Raw genomic sequence first — 24,192 nt, forward strand, 5'->3', positions numbered from 1 at the left:
CATGCTGGCCATATCCCTATTAAACCAGCAGGGAATCCACCTGAGGACCCCCTGTTCGGCCACTGGGACGCCGGACGTTCGGTCCCTGGGACGCTCAACCCGCCGGACGCCCGCGTCAGTCGGGCCCCGTGACGAGGATCGCCCGCCCGGAATCTCCGTCCCGGCGGAGCCTGAAGACGGACCCGCGCGCGTGCCGACAACGCGAGGAGGGCGTCCCCGCCGTCGCGTACGACGGCGGGGACGCCCTCCTCGGAGTGCGGGGACCGGACCGGTCTCAGACCTGGCCGGCCTTCTCCAGGGCCTCGCAGCAGGTGTCCACCAGGAGGCGGGTCACCGTGTACGGGTCCACGTTGGCGTTCGGACGGCGGTCCTCGATGTAGCCCTTCCGGTCCTGCTCCACCTGCCACGGGATGCGGACCGAGGCGCCGCGGTCGGAGACGCCGTAGGAGTACTCGTCCCACGGGGCGGTCTCGTGCAGACCGGTCAGTCGGGCGTCGATGCCGGCGCCGTAGTTCTTGACGTGGTCGAGCGGCTTCGAGCCCTCGCCGAGCGACTCGCACGCGGTGATGATCGCGTCGTAGCCCTCGCGCATCGCCTTCGTGGAGAAGTTGGTGTGCGCGCCGGCGCCGTTCCAGTCGCCCTTCACCGGCTTCGGGTCCAGGGTCGCGGAGACGTTGAAGTCCTCGGCCGTGCGGTAGAGCAGCCAGCGGGCCACCCACAGCTGGTCGGCGACCTCCAGCGGCGCCAGCGGGCCGACCTGGAACTCCCACTGGCCCGGCATGACCTCGGCGTTGATGCCGGAGATGCCCAGACCGGCCTTGAGGCAGTTCTCCAGGTGCGCCTCGACGATCGGACGGCCGAAGATCTCGTCGGCGCCGACACCGCAGTAGTAGCCGCCCTGCGGAGCCGGGAAGCCGCCGACGGGGAAGCCGAGCGGACGCTCGCCGTCGAAGAAGGTGTACTCCTGCTCGATGCCGAAGATCGGCTCCTGGGCGGCGTACTTCGCGTACACCTCGGCCAGCGCGGCACGCGTGTTGGTCTCGTGCGGCGTCATGTCCGTGTTGAGGACCTCGCACATCACCAGGATGTCGGCGCCGCCGCGGATCGGGTCGGGGCAGGAGAAGACCGGCTTGAGGACGCGGTCCGAGGCGTGACCCTTGGCCTGGTTCGTGCTGGAGCCGTCGAAGCCCCAGATCGGCAGCTCCTCCAGCGGCAGGCCCTCGCCCGCGATGATCTTCGTCTTGGAGCGAAGCTTCGCGGTCGGCTCGGTGCCGTCGATCCAGATGTACTCAGCCTTGAAGGTCACGGGGCCTCATCCTTTGGCATGCGGGTGCCGGGCGGCGGCTCGCGACGTTGCGAGAGCTGCGGTGGCGGTGTCTGCGTCGTGCGCAGCTTCGCAACACGGGATTTCCCGTCGGTTGCCCGATTGTGAACCCCGTGTTACTCAGCCTTCCTGCTTTTCGCGCAGCCGCCGTGCGACGACGTGCGCGTCCAGCAGGGAGCCGAAGCCGGCCCGCCGGATCCGCGCCACCACCTCGGCGTACGAGGTGCCGAGCGCCTCCGCCGTACGGTCCAGGTGCCAGTCGCAGTCCGCGAGCCGGCGCAGCAGGTACCCCCGCCGGATCTGGTTCTCCGACAGCCGGAAGGTCTTCAGATAGAGCGTCCGCCCCTTGTGGTCGCAGATCAGCTCGCCGATGTGCTGCTCCTGCCCGGTGCGCAGGAACGGCGGCAGGAAGCGGTAGAGCCGGAAGCCGCCCATCCGGTGGACCCGCTCGAAGGCGTACGGGGTCTCCAGGAGGTCCCGCGCCATCAGCCCGTCGTGCGCCTGGGCCCAGGCCCGTTCCTGCGCGTGGGCGGCACGGCGCAGATCCGCGAGCGAACGCACGGCGCCGGCGTCCAGCGACGTCGTGAAGTCCGCCACGGGGGAGCCGTAGAGCGCGTACTGGTGCACCAGCTCCCCGAAGAGGTCCTCCACCAGCGTCGGGTGCAGCAGCCGGTAGTCGTCGGGGTGCGGCACCACGAAGGCCGCGGCCAGGGCGTCGGCCACGTACAGCAGCATCCCGCACTGCCCCGGATGGATCTCGAAGACCCGCAGGGCCTCGGCGAGCCCCGGCACCTGCCACCCCGCGTAGGCCGCCTCCGCCCGCGGCGACAGCCCGCGCCGCACCGCCTCCCGGGACCACTCGTCCCACACCACGGACGGCCCGCCGAAGTGCAGCGCCAGATACCCCTCCAGGGCGAGGTGGAGCGGCAGGAACCGCAGCCGGGACTCGCCCCGGCGGCGGCGGGCGAGCCGCCGCACCGGGACCGCGACCGGTGGCTCGGTCCCCAGCCGGGTCCCGTAGGCGGCGGCCTCCGCGCCCGAACCGGACCAGTCGGCGACGAAGCCGTGCGGAATGTAGGAGGTGTACGAGGTGCCGTCGCCGACCTCCACCGTGTCGCCCCACGGTCCGCCGGCGTAGACCTCACGGCGCAGCCGCAGGCCGGCCACCGGCTCGTCCCGCACGAGGGGGACGAGCCGCACCCCGCCCCACACCTGTGCGGGCCGGACGGTGAGCCCGGTCAGATCGATCCGGGTCATGCCCGTGCCTCCTCCGATGCCGTCCCCAGGAACAGCTCCACCCGGCGGTCCAGATACGCCCGCAGCGCCGGCAGCCCCTCGCGGCCCTCGGCGAAGCGCGCGATCTCCACCAGCGCCGGCAGGTCCTCCGCGTCCCGGATGCCCGCCGTCGGCACCCCGGGCGCCAGCCGGCGCACGTCGAAGACACCGGCGTCGTATACGGGGTTCACATGCACCACGCCCGTCCGGCGCTCCGGATCGAGCCGCGACCGCCACACCCGCAGCACCTCGCCGGCGAGCCCGGGCGGCGCGTTGTCCCAGCCGTCCGAGACGATCACCAGTCGCTCCGGCGCGTCCTCCAGGGCATCGAGGATCCGCGTCCCGAGCGGGGTCGGCCCCCACGGGCGGACCAGCAGCGGATCGCGCCCGCCCGAGGTCCAGTGCGCCGTGTACGCGCCCGGCGCGGCCAGCGCCTCCAGGAGGAAGTGACAGCCGAGCGCGACCGCCAGCGGCCGGCGCCGCTTCACCCCGGAACCGGAAGCCGACCAGCTGTCGTCGAGCACCGCCGCCACCCTGCCCCAGCGCCCGGCGTGCGGCCCCGCCACCCGCCGCGCGGCCGTCCGCAGGGCCCCGGTCAGCTCGGCCCGCCGCCGCGCCCTCTCCCCGAACGGGAGGGACAGCACGTACAGCGCGAGCCGGGTTAGCGGCATCACCGACAGGTCGGTGCCCGGCCCGGCCGCGCGGGTGCGCAGCCGCTCCAGGCGCGTCATCCGCGGCGCCATCCGCTCCAGGAACACCTCGCGGGGCACCCCGTGCCGGGCGGCGAACCCCTCGGCCACCGTGAACGGCAGCTCGTACAGCGCTCCCTGCTCGTGGCGCGCCCGGCGGAACGCCTCCAGGGTGGGGTGCGCGTAGCGGGCGCGACGGCCGGGCGCGAAGAGGAAGTCGCCCAGCTCCGCCCCGGACTCCGCGGACCGGGGCAACGGCAGATGCGCGTGGCGGGCGGCGGCCTTCAGCCCGGACCGGTACTTCACGGCGTCGTGCGCCAGGTCGCGGCCCGCCAGCCAGTCGCGCACGATCGCCCGGGTGCGCCGGTTGTTGACCCCGGCGGCCCGCAGGACGCCGAACAGCCGGTAGACCCGCTGCGGCGGCAGCTTCGCGAGCCGCGCGGCGATCAGCCGCCCTTCGACGGGGCCCGCCTCGCCCGGGGAGCGGAGCAACTGCTCGACGATCAGGGCGGCGTTGTGGTCGTTGACGTCCAGCGCGAGCGTCGCGGCGTACAGCGGGCGGTAGTTGACGCGGACGTACTCGTGGACGAAGCCGAGCGAGAGCCGCTGCTCCTCGGCGGAGGAGCGGAACTCGCGCTGGCCGGTCGCGGTGACGGCCGCGTTGACGAAGAGCAGGACGTCCTCGGCGGCGATCAGGTCGGACATGGTCCCCTCCTTGGCAGGGTGCCGGCCGGGGAATGGGGGCGCGAACAGCGAATACGTTGCTTCAGAGGCAGGTCCCGGAAGTCGCACCGGAGTCCCGCGGCCGGCGCGGAAACGCTAACACCGGGGGTGGGGAGGGCCTCCACCGGATTTCCCGCCTCGCGGGCCGCCGCCCCCCGCCCGCGCCCGCGGCCCGCCGCCCGCGCCCGCGGCCCGCCGCCCCGGGCCCGCCGCCCCCGGCCCGCGCCGTTGGCCCGCGCCGTCGGCGGGCGTCGCCGACCGGGCCAACGGACGTCGACGGCGGCCGCGATCCGGTGCCCGGCGGCCGGGTCCGGTGCGTTCCCCGGGCGTGCGCCCGGCCCGGGGCCGGGGCCGGGCCGGGGGGATCCCGGAGCCGGGCGGCGGACCGGACCGGCAGACTGGGGGCATGACGAAGCTTCCTGGCGCCCGGCCCCGTATCGGTCTTCTCGGCAGCGGCCCCTGGGCCGAGCGCACCCACGGGCCGGCCCTCGCGGCGCACCCGGGCGTGGAGTTCAGCGGGGTGTGGGGGAGACGCCCCGAGGCCGCCGCCGCGCTGGCGGCCGCGTGCGGGACCCGGGCGTACGAGGACGTGGACGCGCTGTTCGAGGCGAGCGACGCCGTCGCCCTGGCCCTGCCCCCGGACGTCCAGGCGCCGCTCGCGATGCGGGCCGCGGCGGCCGGCTGCCATGTGATCCTCGACAAGCCGGTGGCGACGACCGTGGCGGCGGCCCGCGAGCTGTCCGGCGCGGTGACGGCGGCCGGGGTCGCGTCGGTCGTCTTCTGCACCCTGCGCTTCGCCGAGTCCACCGCCCGCTGGATCGACGAACAGGCGGCGGCGGGCGGCTGGTTCCTCGGCGAGGCGCACTGGCTGGGCTCGCTGTTCGCGCCTGGCTCGGACAGTGCGTACGCCGCCTCGCCCTGGCGGCGGGAGAAGGGCGGCCTGTGGGACGTGGGCCCGCACGTCCTCTCCGTCTACCTGCCGGTGCTCGGCGACGTCACCTCGGTGACCTGCGCCGCCGGCCCGGCGGACACCCGCCATCTGGTGCTCCGTCACACCTCGGGCGCGAGCAGCACCGCCACGCTCACCCTCAGTGCCCCGCCCGGCGCCTCGGAGGCCGCGCTCTCCCTCTACGGCGAGCACGGCCGGACCACGATGCCGGGCTGGGACGGTGCCCTGGGCGCCTTCGCGGGTGCGGTGGACGCCCTCCTGGACACGATCCGGACGGGTGAGCCGCACCCCTGCGACGTCCGCTTCGGCGCCCGGCTCACCGAGATCCTCGCGGAGGCGGAGGCGCAGGCCGAGGCGTCGCTCCGGAGCCGCGGGGACGGCACCGGTGATCCCGGGACACCGCACGGGTAGGGTGCCGTTCGCGTTCGATCCGCTCGGGGGCGAACGGCCGGAGGGGGAGCACATGACTCGGGAGGCCTTCGACCTCGCCTACGACGCGGTGCTCGGCTCGTGGCCGCGGGGCACCGGCACGGCCATGCTGCCCACCCCCTACGGCGCGACCCACGTCATCAGCCACGGGCCCGCGGACGCCCCGCCCGTCCTCCTGCTGCCGGGCGGCGGCGCCACCGCCACCGGGTGGTACGGGACGGCCGCCGCGCTCGGTGCCACCCACCGCGTCCACGCCGTGGACCTGGTGGGCGAGCCGGGGCGCAGCGTCCCCGACCCGGCCCGTCCGATCCGTACCGCCGACGACCTCACCGGCTGGCTCGACGCGCTGCTCGACGCCCTCGGCGTGCCGCCCGACGGCGCCGCCGGGCTCGTCGGGCACTCGTACGGCGCCTGGATCGCCCTCCACTACGCGCTCGCCGCACCCGGTCGGGTGGACCGGCTCGCGCTCCTCGACCCGACGAACTGCTTCACCGGCTTCGCCCCGCGCTTCCTCCTCCGCGCGCTGCCCGTGCTGCTGCGCCCCACACCGGCCCGGCACTCCGCCCTGCTCGGCTGGGAGACGCGCGGGGCCCCGCTCGACGCCGACTGGCGCAGGCTGCACGCGCTGGCCGCGCAGGTCCCCACCGCCCGCCCGGTGTCCGGGCCCCGGCCCGCGCCCGGACGGCTCGCCGCGCTCACGGCGCCGACGCTCGTCCTGCTCGCCGGCCGGACCCGGGTCCACGACCCCTACGCGGTGGAGCGGCGGGCCCGGGCCGCGGTGCCCGGTCTGGAGACGGCGGTCCTGCCCGACGCGAGCCACTTCACGCTGCCCGTCTCGGCCCCGGACGGCACCCACGCCCGGATCGCCCGCCACTTCGCCGGCTGAGCCGGCGGGACCGTGCCGCACGGCCGGGTCGGTCCCGCACCGGCCGGTCGGCCCCGGCGGCCGGTCGGCCCCGCCGGCTCGGCTCGCCGAAGTGGCGGGCGATCCGGGCGTGGGGGCGGACCCGCACCGGCGAGGTCGGTCCCGCACCGGCCGGTCAGCGGGACAGCGCGTCCCGCACCGCCTCCTCGGACCGGCCGATCACGGCCGTGCCGTCCTCGGCGGTGATGATCGGGCGCTGGATCAGCTTCGGGTGCTCGGCGAGGGCCTCGACCCAGCGGTCCCGGTTCGCCTCGTCGCGCGGCCAGTCCTTGAGCCCGAGCTCCTTCGCGGCCGCCTCCTGCGTCCGCGTGATGTCCCACGGCTCCAGTCCGAGCCGCTCCAGGACGGCCCGGATCTCGTCCGGTGAGGGGACGTCCTCCAGGTAGCGGCGCACGGTGTAGTCCGCGCCCTCGGCGTCCAGCAGGGTCACCGCGCTGCGGCACTTGGAACAGGCGGGGTTGATCCAGATCTCCATGCTCCCCAAAGTACCGCCAAAGCCGGTCTGGCCAGGGACGATTGTCAGTGGGGGGCACTAAAATGAGGGGTGAAGGTGAGGGTCCCGGGGAGGGCCCCCACCCACCGTTCGCCAGGAGGTCGCCCGTGGCTGTCGCCATGATCCGGACACCGTCCCTCGAACCCTGGAAGCCGCTCCAGAGGCAGCCGCTCCCCGCGGGCCGCCCCCGCGAGTGGTACGTCACCCACAACCGCAGGCTGAAGGCCATGCGCCTCGCGATCGCCCTGCTCGACGCGGGCGTCTACCTGCCGTCCCGGGCCACGAACGCCAAGATACGCACCACCGCCGTCCAGCTCGGCATCCACCCGCCCTCCGACACCACCTGCCACATGGTCCGCGCGCTCATCCGCTACGGCCGCTGAGGGCCGTCCCACGACGCGCTGCCCGGCACCGGCATTCGCACCCGGGCCGGGCAGCGCTCCACGTCCTCCCTGCCGGCTACCAGGCGGCGGGCAGCCGCTCGGGCAGCCGCTTCATGAAGTTGGTGCGCCACACCAGCTGCTCGACGGGCACCGCGAGCCGCAGCTCCGGCAGCCGGTCGAGCAGCGTCTCCAGGGCGATCTCGGCGTGCCGCTTGCCGAGCGCCGTCGCCGGGCAGAAGTGCCGGCCGCCACCGAAGGACAGGTGCTCCGCGGCGTTCTGCCGGTCGGGCCGGAAGGCCAGCGGGTCCGGGAACTGCTCGGGATCGTGGTTGGCCGCCTCCACGAGCACGAGCACCAGCTCGCCCGCCCGCACCAGGGTGTCACCGAGCCGGACGTCCTCCAGGGCGAGCCGCGGCAGCCCGTCGCCGATGGACAGGTTGACCCGCAGCAGCTCGTCCATGGCGCCGACCACCCCGCCGCCGGCCAGCGCCTCCCGCACGTCCTGCCGGGTCAGCACCGACACGAGCGCCATGGTCAGGAAGCCCGCGGTGGAGATCACGCCGGCCCCGAAGAGCGTCACCCCGACCGTCGCCAGCATCTCGTCGGTCAGGTGCGCATACTCGGGATCGTCGCGCAGCGCCGCGAGCTCCGCCATCAGCCCGCCGGTCGCCGGGTCGTCCAGCCGCTCGGCCATGTAGGCGATGTCCCGGTCCCAGTTGAGGCGGGCGGCCTCGATCTCGCGCGGTGCGTTCATGAAGGCCACGTCCAGGCTGCGCAGCAGCCGCGGCCCGTCCTCCTCCGGGATCCCCAGGAGCCGGCAGTGCAGCCCGGCCGAGTACGGGTCGGCGAAGCCGCTGCGCAGCTCCCCGGGCGCCCCCTCGGCGCCCATGGCGTCCACCAGGGCCCCGGCCTTGTCGCGCAGCCACTCCTCCAGGCCCGGGGCCTTCGGGATGATCGCCTTCATCACGGCCTTGCGCAGCCCCGCGCCCGTGATGTTGCCCATGTTGTTCACCACGTGCGGCGGGATGGTCAGCGCGTACTGCCGCGGCACCCCGGGCGCCGAGGTGTCCTTCAGGCTGAACCGCGGGTCCTCCAGGACCTGCTTGCACAGCGCGTACGAGGAGACCAGCCAGGCCTCGTCACCCGCGATGGTCCGCACCTTCCGCACCGGCTCGGCGCGCAGCGCGTCGACCTCGGCGGGCAGCCGGGTGCCGTTCCAGTCGAAGGGGAAGCCGGGCAGGGTCTCGACGGCGAGGGTCATCGCGCATCTCCTTCGGGGGACGGGGCGGATTCGGGGGAGCCGGCGGGCGTGAGGATGCCGTGTCCCTGGTTGCGCGAGGCGCGCAGCCCGGATCCCCGGGCGTACAACAGGTCGGCGAGCGGCAGGGCCTGGTGGTAGACGTTCAGCGAGGACGGCACCCCGAGGATCGCCGGGGTGTCGAGGAACAGCGGCACCTCGGCGCAGATGTACTCCCGGCACACCTCCTTCTGCCGCTCGGTGATCTCCTGCCCGGGGGTGAGCTTCCCGGCGAGGAAGATCCCGGCCAGCGCGTCGCAGGTCGCCCGCACCACCGGGTCCCCGGCCACGGCCGCCACGACCTCGCGGTGCAGGGCGTCGTAGGCCGGCACGCCGCGGAACTCGGACATCCCTCGGCCCCGCAGCCGTCCGCCGGCGTCGGCCTCCGCCACGGCCCCCTGGACCTTCGCCCGCACCCCCCGCAGGTTCTTCACGGCCTTGCGGCGGGCCTCGTCGGGTCCGTAGCCGAGTGCCTCGTACATGTCGGCGACGTGCAGATCGGTGTAGACGAAGTCGACCCGTTCGTAGTGGTCGAGCCCCCAGCGCGCCAGTTCGCGCATGCGGTGGGCGGTGAAATAGCTGTTCCCCGGTGAGACGCCGATGACCACGTGCGCACCCTCGTCGGCGATGACGCGGCAGTGGTCGGTGTACGGCTGGAGTCGGAGCGTCTCGGCAGGGGCGAAAGCCGCCTGAGTCACGTTCGGCAAGTCCTCATCGCGCCAGCTAGTCCCAGCGGAGCCCTGTGCTCCGGGTGTGGCGGCAGCGACGACCACACGCTATCGATCAGTCGCGGAGAGTGAACCCCTTACTCGCAGGTATATACGAAAGTTCGTCGTCCGTTCGCATTTCTGTAGGAAACGCGGCGAGGGCCGCCATCCCGGAAGGGATGACGGCCCTCGTCAGCAGCCTGCGGCTTAGAGGTCGAAGTAGAGCTCGAACTCGTGCGGGTGCGGGCGCAGCTGGATCGGGGCGATCTCGTGGGTGCGCTTGTAGTCGATCCAGGTCTCGATCAGGTCGGGCGTGAAGACGCCGCCGGCCTGCAGGTACTCGTTGTCCTCCTCCAGGGCGGTGAGGACGGCCTCGAGGTTGGTCGGGACCTGGGCGACGCCCGCGTGCTCCTCGGGGGCGAGCTCGTAGAGGTCCTTGTCGATCGGCTCGGCCGGCTCGATCTTGTTCTTGACGCCGTCGAGGCCCGCGAGGAGCAGGGCGGAGAAGGCGAGGTAGGGGTTCGAGGACGGGTCCGGCGCGCGGAACTCGACGCGCTTGGCCTTCGGGTTCGAGCCCGTGATCGGGATGCGCATGGCGGCGGAGCGGTTGCGCTGCGAGTAGACCAGGTTGATCGGGGCCTCGAAGCCCGGCACCAGGCGGTGGTAGGAGTTCACCGTCGGGTTGGTGAAGGCGAGCAGCGACGGGGCGTGCTTCAGGATGCCGCCGATGTAGTAGCGCGCGGTGTCCGACAGACCCGCGTAGCCGGTCTCGTCGTAGAACAGCGGGTCGCCGTTCGACCACAGCGACTGGTGGACGTGCATGCCCGAGCCGTTGTCACCGAAGATCGGCTTCGGCATGAAGGTCGCGGTCTTGCCGTTGCGCCAGGCGACGTTCTTGATGATGTACTTGAACAGCATCAGGTCGTCGGCCGCGGCGAGCAGCGTGTTGAACTTGTAGTTGATCTCCGCCTGGCCGGCGGTGCCGACCTCGTGGTGCTGGCGCTCGACCTGCAGGCCGACCTTCTCCAGCTCCAGGGACATCTCCGAGCGCAGGTCGGCGAAGTGGTCGACCGGCGGGGCCGGGAAGTAGCCGCCCTTGTAGCGGACCTTGTAGCCCCGGTTGTCCTCCTCCTTGCCGGTGTTCCAGGCGCCGGCCTCGGAGTCGATGTGGTAGAAGCCCTGGTTCGCGGAGGTCTCGAAGCGGACCGAGTCGAACACGTAGAACTCGGCCTCGGGGCCGAAGTACGCGGTGTCGGCGATGCCGGTGGAGGCCAGGTACGCCTCCGCCTTCTTCGCGATGTTGCGCGGGTCACGGCTGTACTGCTCGCCCGTGATCGGGTCGTGGATGAAGAAGTTGATGTTCAGCGTCTTGTCGCGGCGGAACGGGTCCAGGCGGGCCGTCGACAGGTCGGCGCGCAGGGCCATGTCCGACTCGTGGATGGCCTGGAAGCCGCGGATCGACGAGCCGTCGAAGGCCAGCTCGTCGGACGGGTCGAACGCCGTCGCCGGGATCGTGAAGTGCTGCATCACGCCCGGAAGGTCGCAGAAACGGACATCGACCATCTTGACGTCATTGTCCTGAATGAACTTCTTGGCCTCGTCGGCGTTCTGGAACATCCAACTCCTCCTACTCCCGGCCCGGGGAGGGGCGGGGTTGCAGCTCGGTCGTGCGGCCAGTGCGGTGGCACACGCAGGACCCGACCATAGGCAGACGGGATTTCTCAAGCATGACCCATTTGTTTCGTCGAAGTTAACCGGGGCGGGTGCGCCTCGCCGCCCAGCGAGGTCCCGGCCACCCAGGCCGAAGTGATCAAAAACGGTCGCAGTACCGTGGTCGGGTGGACAACAGGCAAGCACTCGGATCATGGCTCTCCGGCCCGCGCGCCGCGGCCGAAGAAGCAGGCGTGGACTTCGGTTACCGGGGGCAGCAGCTCGGTCTGCCGGAGGAGGGGCCGGGCTCGATCGCCCGTCCCGGCCGCCGCCTCGGCGCCCTCGCCGTCGACTGGGCCCTCTGCATGTTGATCGCATACGGCCTCCTCACCCACGGCTACAACCAGGCCACCGGCAACTGGGCCCTGCTGATCCTGCTGGTCGTGAGCGTGCTCACGGTCGGCACCGTGGGCTCCACCCCCGGCAAGCGCCTCTTCGGGCTGCGGGTCGTCTCGGTGCACGGCGGGCGTCTCGGCATCGTCCGGGTCGCCCTGCGCAGCCTCCTGGTCTGCCTCGCCCTCCCGGCCCTCATCTGGGACCGCGACGGCCGCGGCCTGCACGACCGCTTCTCCGGCGCCGTCCAGGTCCGGATCTAGGCCGTTTCCTTTCGGATCAGCCACCGCGAGGCGATGATCCGACCCGCACGGCGACGACAACGAGAAGGGGCGCCCCGGACCGAGCAGGTCCGGGGCGCCCCTTCTTCGTCTCCTGCGCTCAGCGCATCTTTCCGCCGCGCGGCATCCGCATGCCCTTCGGCATCGGACCCTTCGGCAGCGGCATGTTGCTCATCAGGTCGCCCATCGCCCGCAGCCGGTCGTTGGCGGCCGTCACCTGCGGACCGGACAGCAGCCGGGGCAGCTTCAGCATCTTGGTGCGGACCTTCTTCAGCGGCACCTGGCCGGCGTCCTCGTCGTTGCCGACGACGATGTCGGTCACCGGTACGTCCACCGCGACGCGGGCCATCTTCTTCTTCTCGGCCGCGAGCAGCGGCTTCAGCCGGTTCGGGTTGCCCTCGCCGACCAGCACGATGCCCTGGCGGCCGACCGCCCGGTGCACGACGTCCTGGTTGCGGTTCATCGCGACCGCCGGGGTCACCGTCCAGCCGCGCCCGATGTTCTGCAGCACCGCCGCGGCAGCGCCCGGCTGGCCCTCCATCTGCCCGAATGCGGCCTTCTCCGCGCGCCGTCCGAAGACGATCGCCATCGCGAGGAACGCGAGGACGAAGCCGAGAATGCCCAGGTAGACCGGGTGACCGATCAGGAAGCCGATCGCGAGGAGGACACCGAGTACGACGATGCCCACGCCCGCGACGACGAGACCGACCTTCGGGTCGGCCTTCCGGGTCATCTTGTACGTGAGGGCGATCTGCTTCAGTCGCCCCTGGTTCGCGGCGTCAGCGCCGCCCGTGTTTGCCTTCCTCGCCATGTCCTGAAGTTTACGTGGCCCGGGAGGCCCGACCGGCCACGGCCTCCATCACGTTTTGGGCCTCCACGCGGTCCTTCGCGCGGCGGCGGTCCTCCAGGACGGACGTCCAGGCGTTACGCCGTGCGGTGCGCTGCCCGCGGGCGAGCAGCAGGGCCTCCATGGCCCGCAGGGCGTCGGTGACGGACGGGAACGCAGTGGCTCGGATGTGCGCGGCCTGCATGGGCGGGGGCCTCCGTGACCTTCGGTGGCGGTGAGTGAGAACACGCTCACAGAACGGTGTTACCAGGGTGTGACCCGGCGGTCAAACACTGATGAAGAGATCGGACACGACAGATGCGGCCATCCGGACGGACGGCCGCATCTGTGCGAGGCGCGGAGAAGGCGGTGGGTCAGACGGCCTGCGAGGCGTCCACGGCGCCAGCCCCACGCCGCTCGATCGCCTGCTGGTACAGGCGACCGGCCCGGTACGAGGAGCGGACCAGCGGGCCCGACATCACGCCGGAGAAGCCGATCTCGTCGGCCTCCTCCTTCAGCTCCACGAACTCCTGCGGCTTCACCCAGCGCTCCACGGGGTGGTGCCGCACGGACGGGCGCAGGTACTGGGTGATGGTGATGAGCTCGCAGCCGGCGTCGTGCAGGTGCTGCAGGGCCTCGCTGATCTCCTCACGGGTCTCGCCCATGCCGAGGATCAGGTTGGACTTCGTGACCAGACCGTAGTCGCGGGCCTTGGTGATGACCTCGAGCGAGCGCTCGTAGCGGAAGCCGGGGCGGATCCGCTTGAAGATCCGCGGCACCGTCTCGACGTTGTGCGCGAAGACCTCCGGGCGCGAGGCGAAGACCTCGTCCAGGAGCTCCGGCACCGCGTTGAAGTCGGGGGCCAGCAGCTCGACCTTGGTACGGCCGGCGGCCCGCTCGGCGGTCTGCTGGTGGATCTGGCGCACGGTCTCCGCGTACAGCCAGGCGCCGCCGTCCTCCAGGTCGTCGCGGGCGACGCCGGTGATCGTGGCGTAGTTCAGGTCCATCGTGACGACGGACTCGCCCACGCGGCGCGGCTCGTCACGGTCGAGGGCCTGCGGCTTGCCGGTGTCGATCTGGCAGAAGTCGCAGCGGCGGGTGCACTGGTCGCCGCCGATGAGGAAGGTCGCCTCGCGGTCCTCCCAGCACTCGAAGATGTTGGGACAGCCCGCCTCCTGGCAGACCGTGTGCAGGCCCTCGCTCTTCACGAGACCCTGCAGCTTGTTGTACTCGGGCCCCATCTTCGCCCGGGTCTTGATCCACTCGGGCTTGCGCTCGATGGGGGTCTGGCTGTTCCGGACCTCCAGGCGCAGCATCTTGCGTCCGTCGGGTGCGACTGCGGACACATCGGCTCCTGTAGCTTCGATTCTTCGGCGGACACCAGGGTACGCCCGTTGCTTCCTTTGCCCTTCACCGTTGGCCAACCCGTGGCCAGGGGTGGGCATTCCTAGGGGGCGTTTCGTCGACCGAGCCCGGCCCGATCGACGACGGCCCCCTAGACCGGGGCCTGCTCCGTCTCGCGGGCCGTCCCGTCGGCGCCCGCCCCGTCGGCGCCGTCGCGCTCGACGAGCCGCGGCTTCAGCTCCGCGTTCTCCAGCACGTCCCGCAGGTGCTTCTCCACGACCGGCAGCACCTCCTCGATCGTGATGTCCCGGCCGAGCTCGCCGGCCAGGGAGGCCACGCCCGCGTCGCGGATGCCGCACGGGATGATGCGGTCGAACCAGGTGTTGTCCGGGTTCACGTTGAGGGCGAAGCCGTGCATGGTGACGCCCTTGGCGACGCGGATGCCGATGGCCGCCAGCTTGCGGTCCTCACGGCGCTGGCCGGCGTTGGACGGGGCGTACTCCGGGCCGTTCAGCCGGGGGTCGAACTCCTCGTCGGTCAGTCGCGGGTCGAAGTCCAGCGAGAGACCGCCCAGCGCCGGGCGCTGCTCGACCGGGTCGCCCAGCACCCACACACCGCTGCGGCCCTCGACCCGGCTGGTCTCCACGCCGAACTCGGCGGCGGTGCGGATCAGCGCCTCCTCCAGGCGGCGGACGTGGGCGACCACGTCGACCGGGCGGGGCAGCTTCATGATCGGGTAGCCGACCAGCTGACCGGGGCCGTGCCAGGTGATCTTGCCGCCGCGGTCCACGTCGACGACCGGCGTCCCGTCCAGCGGGCGCTCGCTCTCCGCGGTGCGCCGGCCCGCGGTGTACACCGGCGGGTGCTCCAGCAGCAGACAGGTGTCCTCGACCTCGTCGGCGAACCGGGCGGCGTGCACCTCGCGCTGCTTGTCCCACGCCGCCCGGTACTCGACGGCGTCCTCGCCGAAGCCCAGACGGACGAATCGCAGCTCACTCACGGCCTTGCCTCCTCCTGGGTGCCGTGGACCGGGTTCCGGGGATCGTCCCGGGCGGGAGCCGGCGCGGCACCATGCGTCATTCGCGCCCATGCCACTGTACGGCGACAGCCCGAACGGACCTTCGGCAGGTGCGCGGCGGACCGGGCACCGCAGGTGCCCGGTGAACGCCTCCGTCCCTCGTGAGCCCCGGTGCGGACCCCAGGTCATCGGGCTGCGGCAACCCTCGCTCCTGTTCCTCACACGATCGGATGAATGTGGGGCGAAGGTGGCGGTCTGGGCGATCGGTGCCGCTAAATTCACGCCGTTCCATGAGGGCCATGAGGGTCCATACGGGCTCCCACCCGGGCCCGGAAGGCAGGAGACCGCACAGCTGATGACGGAACGACCCCCGCAGCGCATCCCGAACCGCCAGCTCGCCGCGCTCATCGCCGAAGCAGGTTTCTCCAACGCGGGTCTCGCCAGACGGGTGGACCAGCTCGGCCTGGAGCACGGGCTGGACCTGCGCTACGACAAGACCTCGGTGACCCGCTGGCTGCGCGGGCAGCAGCCGCGCGGCACCACGCCCGCGCTGATCGCCGAGGTCTTCACCCGCCGGCTCGGCCGCCGGCTGTCCGCGCAGGACCTCGGCCTCGACGCCTGCGCGCCGGTCTACGCGGGGCTGGAGTTCGCGGCGACCCCCGAGGAGGCCGTGGACATCGTCAGCGGGCTGTGGCGCAAGGACTCCGGAAGCCACGCCGAGCTGCGGAAGATCGCCTTCACCCCCGCCGGGCTCGTCGTCCCCAGCCGAGACTGGCTGATCGGCCGCGCAGACGAGCGGGTGGCGCGCGGGGAGCCCTCCGGCGCCGTGCCGGTGGCCGCGGGACCGAGGGCCCCGGGCCCGGACCCGCGGGTCCCGCTCCAGGGCCGGTTCTCCGTTCCCCGGCAGCGCGGCACCGACCGGGGCCCCGGTCAGCGGGTCTCCAGCGGCGACATCGCCGCGCTGCGCTCGGTCGGCGAGCTGTTCCGCACCCTCGACCACGCCTACGGCGGCGGCCACGCCCGCCAGGCGCTCGTCCGCTACCTGGAGCACGAGGCGGAGCCGATGCTGCGCGGCACGTACGGGGAGAGCGTCGGGCGGCGGCTCTTCGCGGCGGCCGCCGACCTCACCCGGCTCGCCGGCTGGACCTCGTACGACATCGCCGCGCACGGCCTCGCCCAGCGGTACTTCGTCCAGGCGCTGCGGCTCGCCCAGGCGGCCGGGGACCGGGCCTACGGCTCGTACGTCCTCGTCACCATGAGCCACCAGGCGGTCTACCTGGGCCACGGCCGCGAGGCCGTACAGCTCGCCCGGGTCGCCCAGCAGGGCGTCGGCGCCGCCGCCCCGCCCGTCGTCCAGGCCCTGCTGCACGCGGTCGAGGCGCGCGGGCACGGCGTCCTCGGCGAGTCCCGGGCCTGCGGTGCCGCGCTGGCCCGGGCCGAGCGCGCCCTGGAGGCGGCCCGGCCCGGCGACGAGGTGCCGTACTGGGCCCGGTCCTTCGACGAGGCCCAGCTCGCCGACGAGTTCGGGCACTGCCACCGCGACCTCCAGCAGTACCGGGCCGCCGCCCAGCACGCCGAGCGCGCCCTCCAGCTCCGCGCCCCCGGCTACGCCCGCAGCCGGCTCTTCTGCCGGGTCGTGCTCGCCTCCGCCCGGCTCGCGCTCGGCGAGCTGGACCAGGCTTGCGCGCTCGGTGCCGAGGCCGCCCAGCAGGCCTCCGAGATGCGCTCGGCCCGCGCGGTCGAGTACGTCCGCGACTTCGAGCGCCGCCTGGAGCCCTACCGCGACGCCCCCGCCGTCCGCACCTACCGCGACCGAATCGCCGCACTCGGCTAGGGGGTGCCCTGTCGATCAGGCCGGAGCCCGATCGGCACGACGTCCCCTGGGTGCCTCCGGAGGACGCACCCAGGGCCTACGCGGCCTTCACCGCTCCGGTCTCCGTCCGGGGCAGCGGCAGCCCCAGGTCGGTCAGCAGGGCGGCCGTGACGCGGCGTGCCGAGGACAGGGCGCCGACGGGGGTGCCGGTGGCGCGGTGGTCCCCGCAGACGTAGAGGCCGGCCAGGACGCGTATCGGGCGCTCGGGGTCGAACGGCGGCCGCATCGCCGGGAAGGCGTACGGCGTGTGGTGCAGCGCCAGCAGCTCCCACTCGTCCGTCGACGTCCCGTACAGCGTCGCCAGGTGCTTGCGCACCCGGCGCTCCGTGTCGTCGGGCGGGGTGCCGAGGACCGTCGAGGTGATCAGGGTCCGGCCGGCCGGCGCACGGGTCGGGTCCACCGCGCTCATGACCGCCGTGTGCGCCACCGGGCCGCCCGGATCGGACTCCAGGAGCAGCACCGGGTCGGCGGAGGGGGCCGCCGGGGCGGTGTGGTGGAGCACGGTCGCCGCCTGGTACTCCGGCACGTGCAGACCCGGCAGCAGCTCCGCCGCGGTCCGCCCGCCCGTCGCGACGATCACCGCGCGGCAGGGGAAGATCCCGTGCTCGGCCGTCGTCACCCGCGAGATCGACGCCTCCGTGACCCGTACGCCGGTGTGGACCGTCCCCGGCGGCAGCGCCGCGGCGAGCCGCTCCGGAAGCGTGCCCGCACCGCCCTCCGGCACGCCGAGCCGGCCCCGCGCGAAGGACCGCAGCGCGAGATCGGCGCGCCTGCTGGAGGTCGCCAGGTCCGGGTCCCCGAGCAGCGCGGCGAGCAACGGGCGCAGCACCCCCTGCACGGTGCGGGCCGGCAGCCGGGCGGTCAGTGCCTCGCGGGCGGTCCGCTCGGTGCGGGTCAGCAGCCGCTGCGGCGGCGTGGTGGCCAGCCGCACCAGGGAGGCGCCGAGCCGCGCCTGGTCGAGCGACACCGCCGGATTCCGTGGGGCGCCCGCCAGGGCACGGGCCACCCCGCGGGCCCCCGCGACGCCCCGTGAGCCCCCTGCGCCCCGTGTGCTCCACGGCGCGTGCGGCGCGCCCCACCGGCCGTACCGCCCGTCGCTGTGCACGAGCACGCCCGGGGCGAACGGGCGCAGCGGGACGCCCTCGACCTCCGGCACGGTGAACAGCGGTCCGAGGTGGTCGAGCCGGAAGCCGTCGACGGTGTCGGTCGCCATCCGGCCGCCGACCCGCGGCGCGGCCTCCAGGACCGTCACCGAGAGCCCGGCTCCGGTCAGCTGATGAGCCGTCGCGAGCCCCGCGAGCCCGGCTCCCACGACGACGACGTCCGATTCCTTGCGCACGTGCCCCTCCCCAGGTCGGCGCGACTGGTTTGAGGCCTATGCCCCCGACGCGCCCCCGGAATGCCCGAGTTCGCAAGAGATTAGGCAGCGCTCCCACCGCCGGGCGCCGCGCGTGACGGGGGTGCACGCAGCATGGGGAGCGCACGCGCGGCGAAGCGGGAGGTGACAGGGCGCCAGGGCGGGAGGTGACAGGGGCGCCAGGACAGAAGGTGACAGGGGCGCCAGGGCGGGAGGTGACCGGGCGGGAGGGCGGGAGGGCGGGAGGTGACCGGGCGGGAGGGCGGGAGGTGGCGGCCCGTCAGCGGGCCGCGGCCCGCACCGAGTCGTCGATCGTCGGGAACGCGAAGTCGAAACCGGTCTCCAACAGGCGTCCCGGCAGGACCCGCTGACTGCCGAGCACGTCCTGCGCGAACTCCCCGAGCGCCATCCGCAGCGCGGGCGCCGGTACGTGGAAGACGGCCGGACGGTGCAGCACGCGCCCCATCGCCGCCGTCACCTCCCGGTTGGTGACCGGCTCGGGAGCGGTCAGGTTCACGGCGCCCGAGAGGCCCGGCGTGTCCATCAGGTGCCGTAGCGCGGCGACCTCGTCGTGCAGCGAGATGAAGCTCCAGTACTGGCTGCCGTCGCCCATCCGCCCGCCGAGCCCGGCCCGGAACAGCGGGAAGAGCCGTCCCCAGGCGCCGCCCTCGCGGGCCACCACCAGGCCGGTACGGGCGTAGGCCACGCGGATGCCGGCCGCCCCGGCGGGCGCCGCCGCGGCCTCCCACTCCACGCACACCGAGGGGAGGAAGCCCTCGCCCGCGGGCGCGCTCTCGTCCACCGCGCGGCTGCCCGTGTCCCCGTAGTAGCCCAGGGCCGTACCGCAGACCAGTACGTCGGGCGGCGTCGCGAGGGATGCGAGCGCCTCGGCGATCGCCCGGGTGCCGAGTACCCGGCTGTCCCGGATCTCCTTCTTGTACTCCTGGCTCCAGCGCCGCTCGCCGACGCCCGCGCCCGCCAGGTGCACGACCGCGTCGACCCCGACGAGCCCGGCGGTGTCCACGTACAGCCGGGCCGGGTCCCACTCGACCTCGTCGGCCGCGGCGGCCGGTCGCCGGACCAGCCGCAGCACGTCGTGGCCGTCGGCGCGCAGGGAGCGCACGAGGGCGGAGCCGATGAGTCCGGACGCGCCGGTGACGGCCACCCGCCTGCGGGACGCCGGGGCCGGGTGCGACGGGGGCTGTGAGGAGGGCTGCATGCCGCCATCCTGCCCCCTCCACGGCCCTGCGTGGCACAGTGGCCCGCATGACGGTGCCGGAGATACGGATTCGCGGGGCGGCGCGCGCGGACGAGCGCGCCCTCGCCGCGCTCGACCGCGCCACCTGGTCGCACCTCCACGCCGTGCTGCCCGCCCCGGCGCCCGGGCAGCCCTTCTACGACGAGCGGCACCTGCCCGAGCACTACCTGGTCGCGGAGACGGGCGCGGAGCTGGTCGGCTACCTGCGGCTCGTCCCGCCCACCCCGATGGCCTGCCACACCCACGTCCGGCAGATCCAGGGCCTGGCCGTCGCCGAGTCCGTCCGCGGCCGGGGGGTGGCCCGCGCACTGCTGCGCGCCGCGATGGACCGCGCCCGTGGCGAGGGCGCCACCCGGATCACGCTCCGGGTCCTCGGCCACAACGCGCCGGCCCGCGCCCTCTACGCCGCCGAGGGCTTCACGGTCGAGGGCGTGCTGCCGGGGGAGTTCCTGCTCGACGGGACGTTCGTGGACGACGTCCTCATGGGCCGGTCACTGCTCGGCTGACGGCGTCCCCGCTGTGGTCGGGGGCCGCCCCGAAGCGTGCCGGGTCGTGTCCCGGGCGACCGGGGGCGCCCCGACACCTGCCTGGGGCGCCTGTGCGGTGGCCGGGGGCGCCCCGACACCTGCCTGGGACGCCTGTGCGGCGGCCGGGGGCGTCCCGGAGACCGCGGGGGGCGTCCTCGAAGCGGAGGGGGACGCCTCCGCGGCGGCCGGGGCCGCCGCCGGTCCGGGCGGCGCCGGGGCGAGGAGCCGCATGCCGCCCATCAGTTCGCGCAGGCAGCGCACCGCCAGTTCCGCCGGGGCGCCCTCGCCCCGTACCGGTGCGTCGGTCTCCGCCCAGGTCTCCAGGGCGATCCGGATCGCGTCGGTGGCCGCGGCGGCGGCGAGCCGGAGTTCCAGGGGGTCGGTGCCGGGCCCGGCGAGGCCGGCGAGGACCTCGCGGAGGCGGTCCTCGGACTCCTGGTTGACCCGGTACCAGACGGCCCTCAGCGCCGGGTCCCGGTCCGCCGCGCGCAGCAGGCCGCGGGTCCAGCGCAGGCCCTCCTGCGCCTCCTCGCCGTCGGCCGCCAGCGAGTCGGCGATGGACCGCTCCAGGGCGGTCGGCAGGGCCGTGACCGGCCCGGCGGCGGCGAGCTCGGCGCGCCAGCGGTCGGCGCCGCCCGCGAGGAGCGGCGCGACGGCGTCCTGCTTGGAGCGGAAGTAGCGGTAGAAGGTGCGCAGTGCGACGCCGGCCCGCTGGGCGATGTCCTCGGCGGTGGTGTCGTCGGGTCCGCGCTCGGTGAACAGCTCCGCGGCGGCGCGGGCGATGTCGAGCTGGGTGGCGGCCTTGCGGCGCTCGGTCAGGGTCCGGGGCGGGCGGGGGGATCCGGGCTGCGTGCTCACGTACTCAGCCTACGCTCCCGGCTGCCACTCGTGCATTTCATGCAGGTGTGGCAAAACGTGCCACTTGGGCGTACGGTGGCGTCACCCCCGGAAAACTCGACATCGAGAGGTTGTCGTCATGAACCAGTTGACCCGCTACGAAGGACGCCGCGCACTCGTCACCGGCGGCGGCTCCGGCATCGGCCAGGCCACCGTGCTGCGCATGCTGGCGGAGGGCGGCACCGTGGTCGCCGCCGACATCAGCGAGGACGGCCTCAAGGACACCGTCGCCAAGGCCGGCGACGCCGCCGGCCGGCTGACCACCGTCGTGGTGAACATCGGCGACGAGACCTCGGTACGCGAGGGCGTCGCCGCCGCCGTGGCCGCCCTCGGCGGCCTGGACGTCCTGGTCAACGCGGCCGGCATCCTGCGCTCCTCGCACACCCACGAGACCACCCTCGACGCCTTCGAGCAGGTCGTCCGGGTCAACCTCACCGGCACCTTCCTGATGATCCGCGAGGCGATACCGGCGCTCCTGGAGGGGAACGGCTCCGCCGTCGTCAACTTCTCCTCCACGTCCGCGATGTTCGCCCACCCGTACATGGCGGCCTACGCGGCCAGCAAGGGCGGCATCCAGTCGATGACCCACGCGCTCGCCGCCGAGTACGCCAAGCAGGGCATCCGCTTCACGGCCGTGCAGCCCGGCTCGATCTCCTCCGGCATGACCGACGGCTCCGGCGCCAGCAAGCAGTCCGTCGGCCCCGGGCTGCCCGAGGACACCGACTGGTCCCTCTTCACCAAGCTCGCCCCCGCCCTCGGCCAGGGCTTCGCAGGCCCCGAGACCGTCGCCGGCGTCGTCGCGATGCTCGCCTCCGAGGACGGCCGGTTCATCACCGGCACCGAGGTCCGGATCGACGGCGGCACCCACTTCTGACGCCGGCCCGGGTCGTGTCCTTCGGATCAGGCCGGATCAGGCCGCACACCGCGAGCCCGGCACGATCCGGACGACACGGCCCGGGGCCGCCGCGCTCCGGCCCGCCGGCCGACAGGCTCCCGGTTCGGTCCCGGGACCCGTCGTACCCCCGTCACCCGGGACCGAACCGGGCCCACAGCCGCGGGAAGCGAGCCGCGAGCACCCCTTCGTCACCCAGGTCGAACGGGGTGCCCTCCGGCTCCGCGCCCGGCGGCGGAATGCCCAGGTCCGGCGTCTCCGCGCCGGTCAGGCGCTCGTACGCCTCGTCCGCCGCGAAACCCAGCTCCTCGCCGTCCCCGTCGATCTCCTCGTCGAAGTCGGGGAGCAGTTCCGCCAGCGCGTCAGGATCGTGCACCGCACCCTCGAAGACCTCCCGGCCCTGGCCGATCAGCCAGCAGCGGAAGTAGTCGAAGGCCTCGACCCCCGCCCCGTCGAGCAGCACCGTCGCCGCGCCCCACACGTCCCAGGTGTACGCGCGGTTGTAGCGGGCCTCGAAATGGCGGGCGAAGTCGACGACGGAATCCGGGTCCAGCAGGGTCAGCCGCTCCACGAGCAGGTCGGCGTGCTCGTCCGGATCGCCCTCCGCCTGTTCCCGGGTGGAGTCGATCATCTCCCAGAACTCCGTCTCGTCCATCACGGGACAAGCATCGTGGCTCGAGGGGGGCGACGCACCCGGAAACGGCGGAAAAGAATCCGGACAGGAGATGTCGGATTTCCCTGCCAGGCTGCTCGCATGACCACGGAAACGAAGCCCCTCGCGGGCCGTGTCACCCTCGTCGCCGGCGCCACCCGCGGCGCCGGACGCGCCATCGCCGTCCAGCTCGGCGCCGCCGGAGCCACCGTCTACGTCACCGGGCGCACCACCCGCGACCGGGTCAGCGAGGTCGGCCGGGCCACCGAGACCATCGAGGAGACCGCCGAGCTCGTCACGGCCGCCGGCGGTGAGGGCGTCGCCGTCCCCACCGACCACCTGCAGGCCGACCGGGTCCGGGCCCTGGCCGGGCGGATCGACCGCGAGCACGGGCGGCTCGACGTCCTCGTCAACGACGTCTGGGGCGGCGAGCACCTCATCGGCCCGTCCTTCGGCAGGAAGACCTGGGAGATCGACCTGGCCGACGGCCTCCGGATGCTCGAACTCGGCGTGAAGACGCACGCCGTCACCTCGCACACCCTGCTGCCGCTGCTGATCCGCCACCCCGGCGGACTCGTCGTCGAGGTCACCGACGGCACCGCCGCGTACAACGGCACCCGCTATCGCGAGAACCTCTTCTACGACCTCGCCAAGAACGCCCCCATCCGGATGGCCTTCGGCCTCGCCAAGGAGCTGGAGGAGTTCGGCGGCACCGCCGTAGCCGTCACTCCCGGCTGGCTCCGGTCCGAGCAGATGCTCGGGCACTTCGGCGTCACCGAGGAGAACTGGCGCGACGCCACCGCGGACCTGCCGGGCTTCGCGATCGCCGAGTCCCCCGTCTACGTGGGCAGGGCCGTCGCCGCGCTCGCCGCCGACCCCGAGCGGGCCCGCTGGACCGGACGGTCGCTGTCCAGCGGACAGCTGGCGCGGGAGTACGGCTTCACCGACGCGGACGGCTCGCGGCCGGACGCGTGGGGCTTCATGATCGCCCAGGAGACCGACCCGGACGTGTCCGTCGAGGACTACCGGTAGGGCGGGCGGGCGAGGGCGGGGTGCCGGCCGGCTACCGGTAGCGCGCGGCCAGGCCCCGGGCGGCCTCCGCGAACCGCTCGCGGAGCGCCTCCGGGGCCAGCACCTCCGCCTCCGGGCCCAGCCCGAGCAGCTGGCCGAAGGCCACCTCCTCGCTCTCCACCCGGAGCACCGCCCGGACCCGCCCGTCCGCCTCGGTGGCCCCGGCCGCCAGCGCCTCCTCGGCCGCCGCGCGGTCCGTCACGTACGGCAGCCGCCGCGCGCCCGCCTCCGTGAGCCGCAGCACCACCTCGGCCCGCAACAGCGAGCGCGTGAACTCGGCCGAGCGCTCGGTCCAGAACGCCGCCAGATCGAAGTCCGGGTCCCGCTCGAAGGGCACCTCGCCCACCGTCACCTCGGCGAACCGATCCACCCGGTAGGTGCGGTACGAGGAGCCGGCCCGGGCGCACACGTACCAGACCCCCGCCTTCAGGACGAGCCCGTACGGCTGCAGCTCCCGCGTGACCTCGGCGTCGCCCCGCCGGTAGCGGGCCCGCACCGGCCGGTCGTCCCACACCGCCTCCGCGAGCGGCGCGAGCAGCTCCGGCGTCTCCGGCTCCTGGTACCAGGCCGGCGCGTCCAGATGGAAGCGCCGCCCCACCGCCTCCGGCGCGTCCCGCAGCGAGGGCAGCAGCGCCGCCGAGACCTTCAGGCGCGCCGCCGAGGCCGCGTCCGCGAGCCCCAGGTCCCGCAGCGCCCCCGGCAGCCCCGACAGGAAGAGCGCCTCCGCCTCCCCGCGCGCGAGACCCGTCAGGCGTGTCCGGTAGCCGCCGACGAGCCGGTATCCGCCCGCCCGGCCCCGGTCCGCGTACACCGGCACGCCCGCCTCGGACAACGCCGACGCGTCGCGGGTGACGGTCCGTTCGGACACTTCCAGCTCCTCCGCCAGTTCGGCCGCGGTCATCGACGGCCGGGACTGCAGCAGGAGCACCATCTTGATGAGGCGGGCGGCACGCATGCCC

General features: G+C 73.7%; 24 protein-coding genes. 8 read left to right on the forward strand and 16 right to left on the reverse strand.

The window, feature by feature from the left end; all coding sequences use genetic code 11:
- Nucleotides 1-274: 274 nt before the first annotated feature.
- From glnII to ACIRQF_RS23950, 3 genes are all read right to left on the reverse strand, one after another.
- The gene (glnII, locus tag ACIRQF_RS23940) at nt 275-1,306 is read right to left on the reverse strand and encodes a glutamine synthetase (protein ID WP_376637609.1); all 1,032 of its coding nucleotides are present in this window, start codon (nt 1,304-1,306) and stop codon (nt 275-277) included.
- A 138-nt stretch (nt 1,307-1,444) separates the two neighbouring features.
- Nucleotides 1,445-2,581 carry an ARPP-2 domain-containing protein gene (locus ACIRQF_RS23945; protein ID WP_404094881.1) on the reverse strand — a complete coding sequence of 379 codons (1,137 nt, stop codon included), beginning with the start codon at nt 2,579-2,581 and terminating at the stop codon, nt 1,445-1,447.
- Complete coding sequence (locus ACIRQF_RS23950) at nt 2,578-3,993, reverse strand: hypothetical protein (RefSeq protein ID WP_404094884.1); 1,416 nt, start codon at nt 3,991-3,993, stop codon at nt 2,578-2,580. The genes ACIRQF_RS23945 and ACIRQF_RS23950 overlap by 4 nt, the downstream gene beginning before the upstream one ends.
- 424 nt (nt 3,994-4,417) lie before the next feature.
- On the opposite strand from ACIRQF_RS23950, the gene ACIRQF_RS23955 reads away from it, so the two are divergent.
- Both ACIRQF_RS23955 and ACIRQF_RS23960 read left to right on the forward strand, forming a co-directional pair.
- Nucleotides 4,418-5,371 carry a Gfo/Idh/MocA family protein gene (locus ACIRQF_RS23955; RefSeq protein ID WP_376637612.1) on the forward strand — a complete coding sequence of 318 codons (954 nt, stop codon included), beginning with the start codon at nt 4,418-4,420 and terminating at the stop codon, nt 5,369-5,371.
- A gap of 52 nt (nt 5,372-5,423) precedes the next feature.
- The gene (locus ACIRQF_RS23960; RefSeq protein ID WP_404094888.1) at nt 5,424-6,275 is read left to right on the forward strand and encodes an alpha/beta fold hydrolase; all 852 of its coding nucleotides are present in this window, start codon (nt 5,424-5,426) and stop codon (nt 6,273-6,275) included.
- 154 nt (nt 6,276-6,429) lie between these two features.
- Here the strand turns inward: ACIRQF_RS23960 and ACIRQF_RS23965 are convergent, their stop codons facing one another.
- On the reverse strand, nt 6,430-6,789 hold the full coding sequence (locus ACIRQF_RS23965; protein WP_403531362.1) for an arsenate reductase family protein: 360 nt from the start codon (nt 6,787-6,789) through the stop codon (nt 6,430-6,432).
- A gap of 137 nt (nt 6,790-6,926) precedes the next feature.
- Between ACIRQF_RS23965 and ACIRQF_RS23970 the strand changes: the two genes are divergently transcribed.
- Nucleotides 6,927-7,190, forward strand: a complete 264-nt coding sequence (locus ACIRQF_RS23970) for a hypothetical protein (RefSeq protein ID WP_376637634.1) — start codon at nt 6,927-6,929, stop codon at nt 7,188-7,190.
- A 76-nt stretch (nt 7,191-7,266) separates the two neighbouring features.
- Here the strand turns inward: ACIRQF_RS23970 and ACIRQF_RS23975 are convergent, their stop codons facing one another.
- The 3 genes from ACIRQF_RS23975 to glnA all read right to left on the reverse strand — a co-directional run bounded on the left by ACIRQF_RS23975 (nt 7,267) and on the right by glnA (nt 10,811).
- A complete protein-coding gene (locus ACIRQF_RS23975; protein WP_404094890.1) occupies nt 7,267-8,451 on the reverse strand; it encodes a cytochrome P450 in 1,185 nt (394 codons plus the stop codon).
- Nucleotides 8,448-9,185, reverse strand: coding sequence for a tRNA-dependent cyclodipeptide synthase (locus ACIRQF_RS23980; RefSeq protein WP_376637616.1), 738 nt, complete (start codon nt 9,183-9,185; stop codon nt 8,448-8,450). Before ACIRQF_RS23980 ends, ACIRQF_RS23975 begins: the two co-directional genes overlap by 4 nt.
- A 216-nt stretch (nt 9,186-9,401) precedes the next feature.
- Complete coding sequence (gene glnA, locus ACIRQF_RS23985; RefSeq protein ID WP_376637617.1) at nt 9,402-10,811, reverse strand: type I glutamate--ammonia ligase; 1,410 nt, start codon at nt 10,809-10,811, stop codon at nt 9,402-9,404.
- Nucleotides 10,812-11,032: 221 nt separating this feature from the next.
- Between glnA and ACIRQF_RS23990 the strand changes: the two genes are divergently transcribed.
- Nucleotides 11,033-11,500, forward strand: a complete 468-nt coding sequence (locus ACIRQF_RS23990; RefSeq protein ID WP_376637618.1) for an RDD family protein — start codon at nt 11,033-11,035, stop codon at nt 11,498-11,500.
- Between the two features lie 118 nt (nt 11,501-11,618).
- Here ACIRQF_RS23990 and ACIRQF_RS23995 read toward each other — a convergent pair whose 3' ends face one another.
- From ACIRQF_RS23995 to lipB, 4 genes are all read right to left on the reverse strand, one after another.
- Entirely contained in the window at nt 11,619-12,329 is a 711-nt protein-coding gene (locus ACIRQF_RS23995; protein WP_376637619.1) for a DUF4191 domain-containing protein, read from the reverse strand.
- 10 nt (nt 12,330-12,339) lie between these two features.
- Entirely contained in the window at nt 12,340-12,549 is a 210-nt protein-coding gene (locus ACIRQF_RS24000) for a hypothetical protein (protein WP_376637620.1), read from the reverse strand.
- Nucleotides 12,550-12,718: 169 nt separating this feature from the next.
- The gene (lipA, locus tag ACIRQF_RS24005) at nt 12,719-13,690 is read right to left on the reverse strand and encodes a lipoyl synthase (protein ID WP_376637621.1); all 972 of its coding nucleotides are present in this window, start codon (nt 13,688-13,690) and stop codon (nt 12,719-12,721) included.
- Between the two features lie 149 nt (nt 13,691-13,839).
- Nucleotides 13,840-14,688, reverse strand: a complete 849-nt coding sequence (gene lipB / locus ACIRQF_RS24010) for a lipoyl(octanoyl) transferase LipB (RefSeq protein WP_404094895.1) — start codon at nt 14,686-14,688, stop codon at nt 13,840-13,842.
- Between the two features lie 373 nt (nt 14,689-15,061).
- On the opposite strand from lipB, the gene ACIRQF_RS24015 reads away from it, so the two are divergent.
- Nucleotides 15,062-16,540, forward strand: a complete 1,479-nt coding sequence (locus ACIRQF_RS24015; protein WP_404094897.1) for a regulator — start codon at nt 15,062-15,064, stop codon at nt 16,538-16,540.
- Nucleotides 16,541-16,616: 76 nt separating this feature from the next.
- Here the strand turns inward: ACIRQF_RS24015 and ACIRQF_RS24020 are convergent, their stop codons facing one another.
- Nucleotides 16,617-17,918: an NAD(P)/FAD-dependent oxidoreductase gene (locus ACIRQF_RS24020; protein ID WP_382483756.1), complete on the reverse strand. Its 1,302-nt coding sequence runs from the start codon at nt 17,916-17,918 to the stop codon at nt 16,617-16,619.
- Nucleotides 17,919-18,216: 298 nt separating this feature from the next.
- Nucleotides 18,217-19,155 carry a TIGR01777 family oxidoreductase gene (locus ACIRQF_RS24025; protein WP_404094900.1) on the reverse strand — a complete coding sequence of 313 codons (939 nt, stop codon included), beginning with the start codon at nt 19,153-19,155 and terminating at the stop codon, nt 18,217-18,219.
- Nucleotides 19,156-19,202: 47 nt separating this feature from the next.
- On the opposite strand from ACIRQF_RS24025, the gene ACIRQF_RS24030 reads away from it, so the two are divergent.
- Nucleotides 19,203-19,700 carry a GNAT family N-acetyltransferase gene (locus tag ACIRQF_RS24030; protein WP_403531375.1) on the forward strand — a complete coding sequence of 166 codons (498 nt, stop codon included), beginning with the start codon at nt 19,203-19,205 and terminating at the stop codon, nt 19,698-19,700.
- Here the strand turns inward: ACIRQF_RS24030 and ACIRQF_RS24035 are convergent.
- A complete protein-coding gene (locus ACIRQF_RS24035) occupies nt 19,686-20,579 on the reverse strand; it encodes a TetR/AcrR family transcriptional regulator (protein WP_404094902.1) in 894 nt (297 codons plus the stop codon). The two genes, ACIRQF_RS24030 and ACIRQF_RS24035, sit on opposite strands and share 15 nt — an antisense overlap.
- Nucleotides 20,580-20,697: 118 nt before the next feature.
- On the opposite strand from ACIRQF_RS24035, the gene ACIRQF_RS24040 reads away from it, so the two are divergent.
- Nucleotides 20,698-21,492: an SDR family NAD(P)-dependent oxidoreductase gene (locus tag ACIRQF_RS24040; RefSeq protein WP_389757649.1), complete on the forward strand. Its 795-nt coding sequence runs from the start codon at nt 20,698-20,700 to the stop codon at nt 21,490-21,492.
- Between the two features lie 151 nt (nt 21,493-21,643).
- On the opposite strand, the gene ACIRQF_RS24045 is transcribed toward ACIRQF_RS24040, so the two are convergent.
- Entirely contained in the window at nt 21,644-22,165 is a 522-nt protein-coding gene (locus ACIRQF_RS24045; protein ID WP_382483773.1) for a DUF4240 domain-containing protein, read from the reverse strand.
- Nucleotides 22,166-22,264: 99 nt separating this feature from the next.
- Between ACIRQF_RS24045 and ACIRQF_RS24050 the strand changes: the two genes are divergently transcribed.
- Nucleotides 22,265-23,194 carry an SDR family oxidoreductase gene (locus ACIRQF_RS24050; protein ID WP_404094905.1) on the forward strand — a complete coding sequence of 310 codons (930 nt, stop codon included), beginning with the start codon at nt 22,265-22,267 and terminating at the stop codon, nt 23,192-23,194.
- A 31-nt stretch (nt 23,195-23,225) separates the two neighbouring features.
- Here ACIRQF_RS24050 and ACIRQF_RS24055 read toward each other — a convergent pair whose 3' ends face one another.
- The gene (locus ACIRQF_RS24055) at nt 23,226-24,188 is read right to left on the reverse strand and encodes a helix-turn-helix transcriptional regulator (RefSeq protein ID WP_404094908.1); all 963 of its coding nucleotides are present in this window, start codon (nt 24,186-24,188) and stop codon (nt 23,226-23,228) included.
- Between the last annotated feature and the right edge of the window lie 4 nt (nt 24,189-24,192).

The organism is Streptomyces sp. NPDC101191, from assembly GCF_044767915.1.
Taxonomy (GTDB): Bacteria; Actinomycetota; Actinomycetes; order Streptomycetales; family Streptomycetaceae; genus Streptomyces.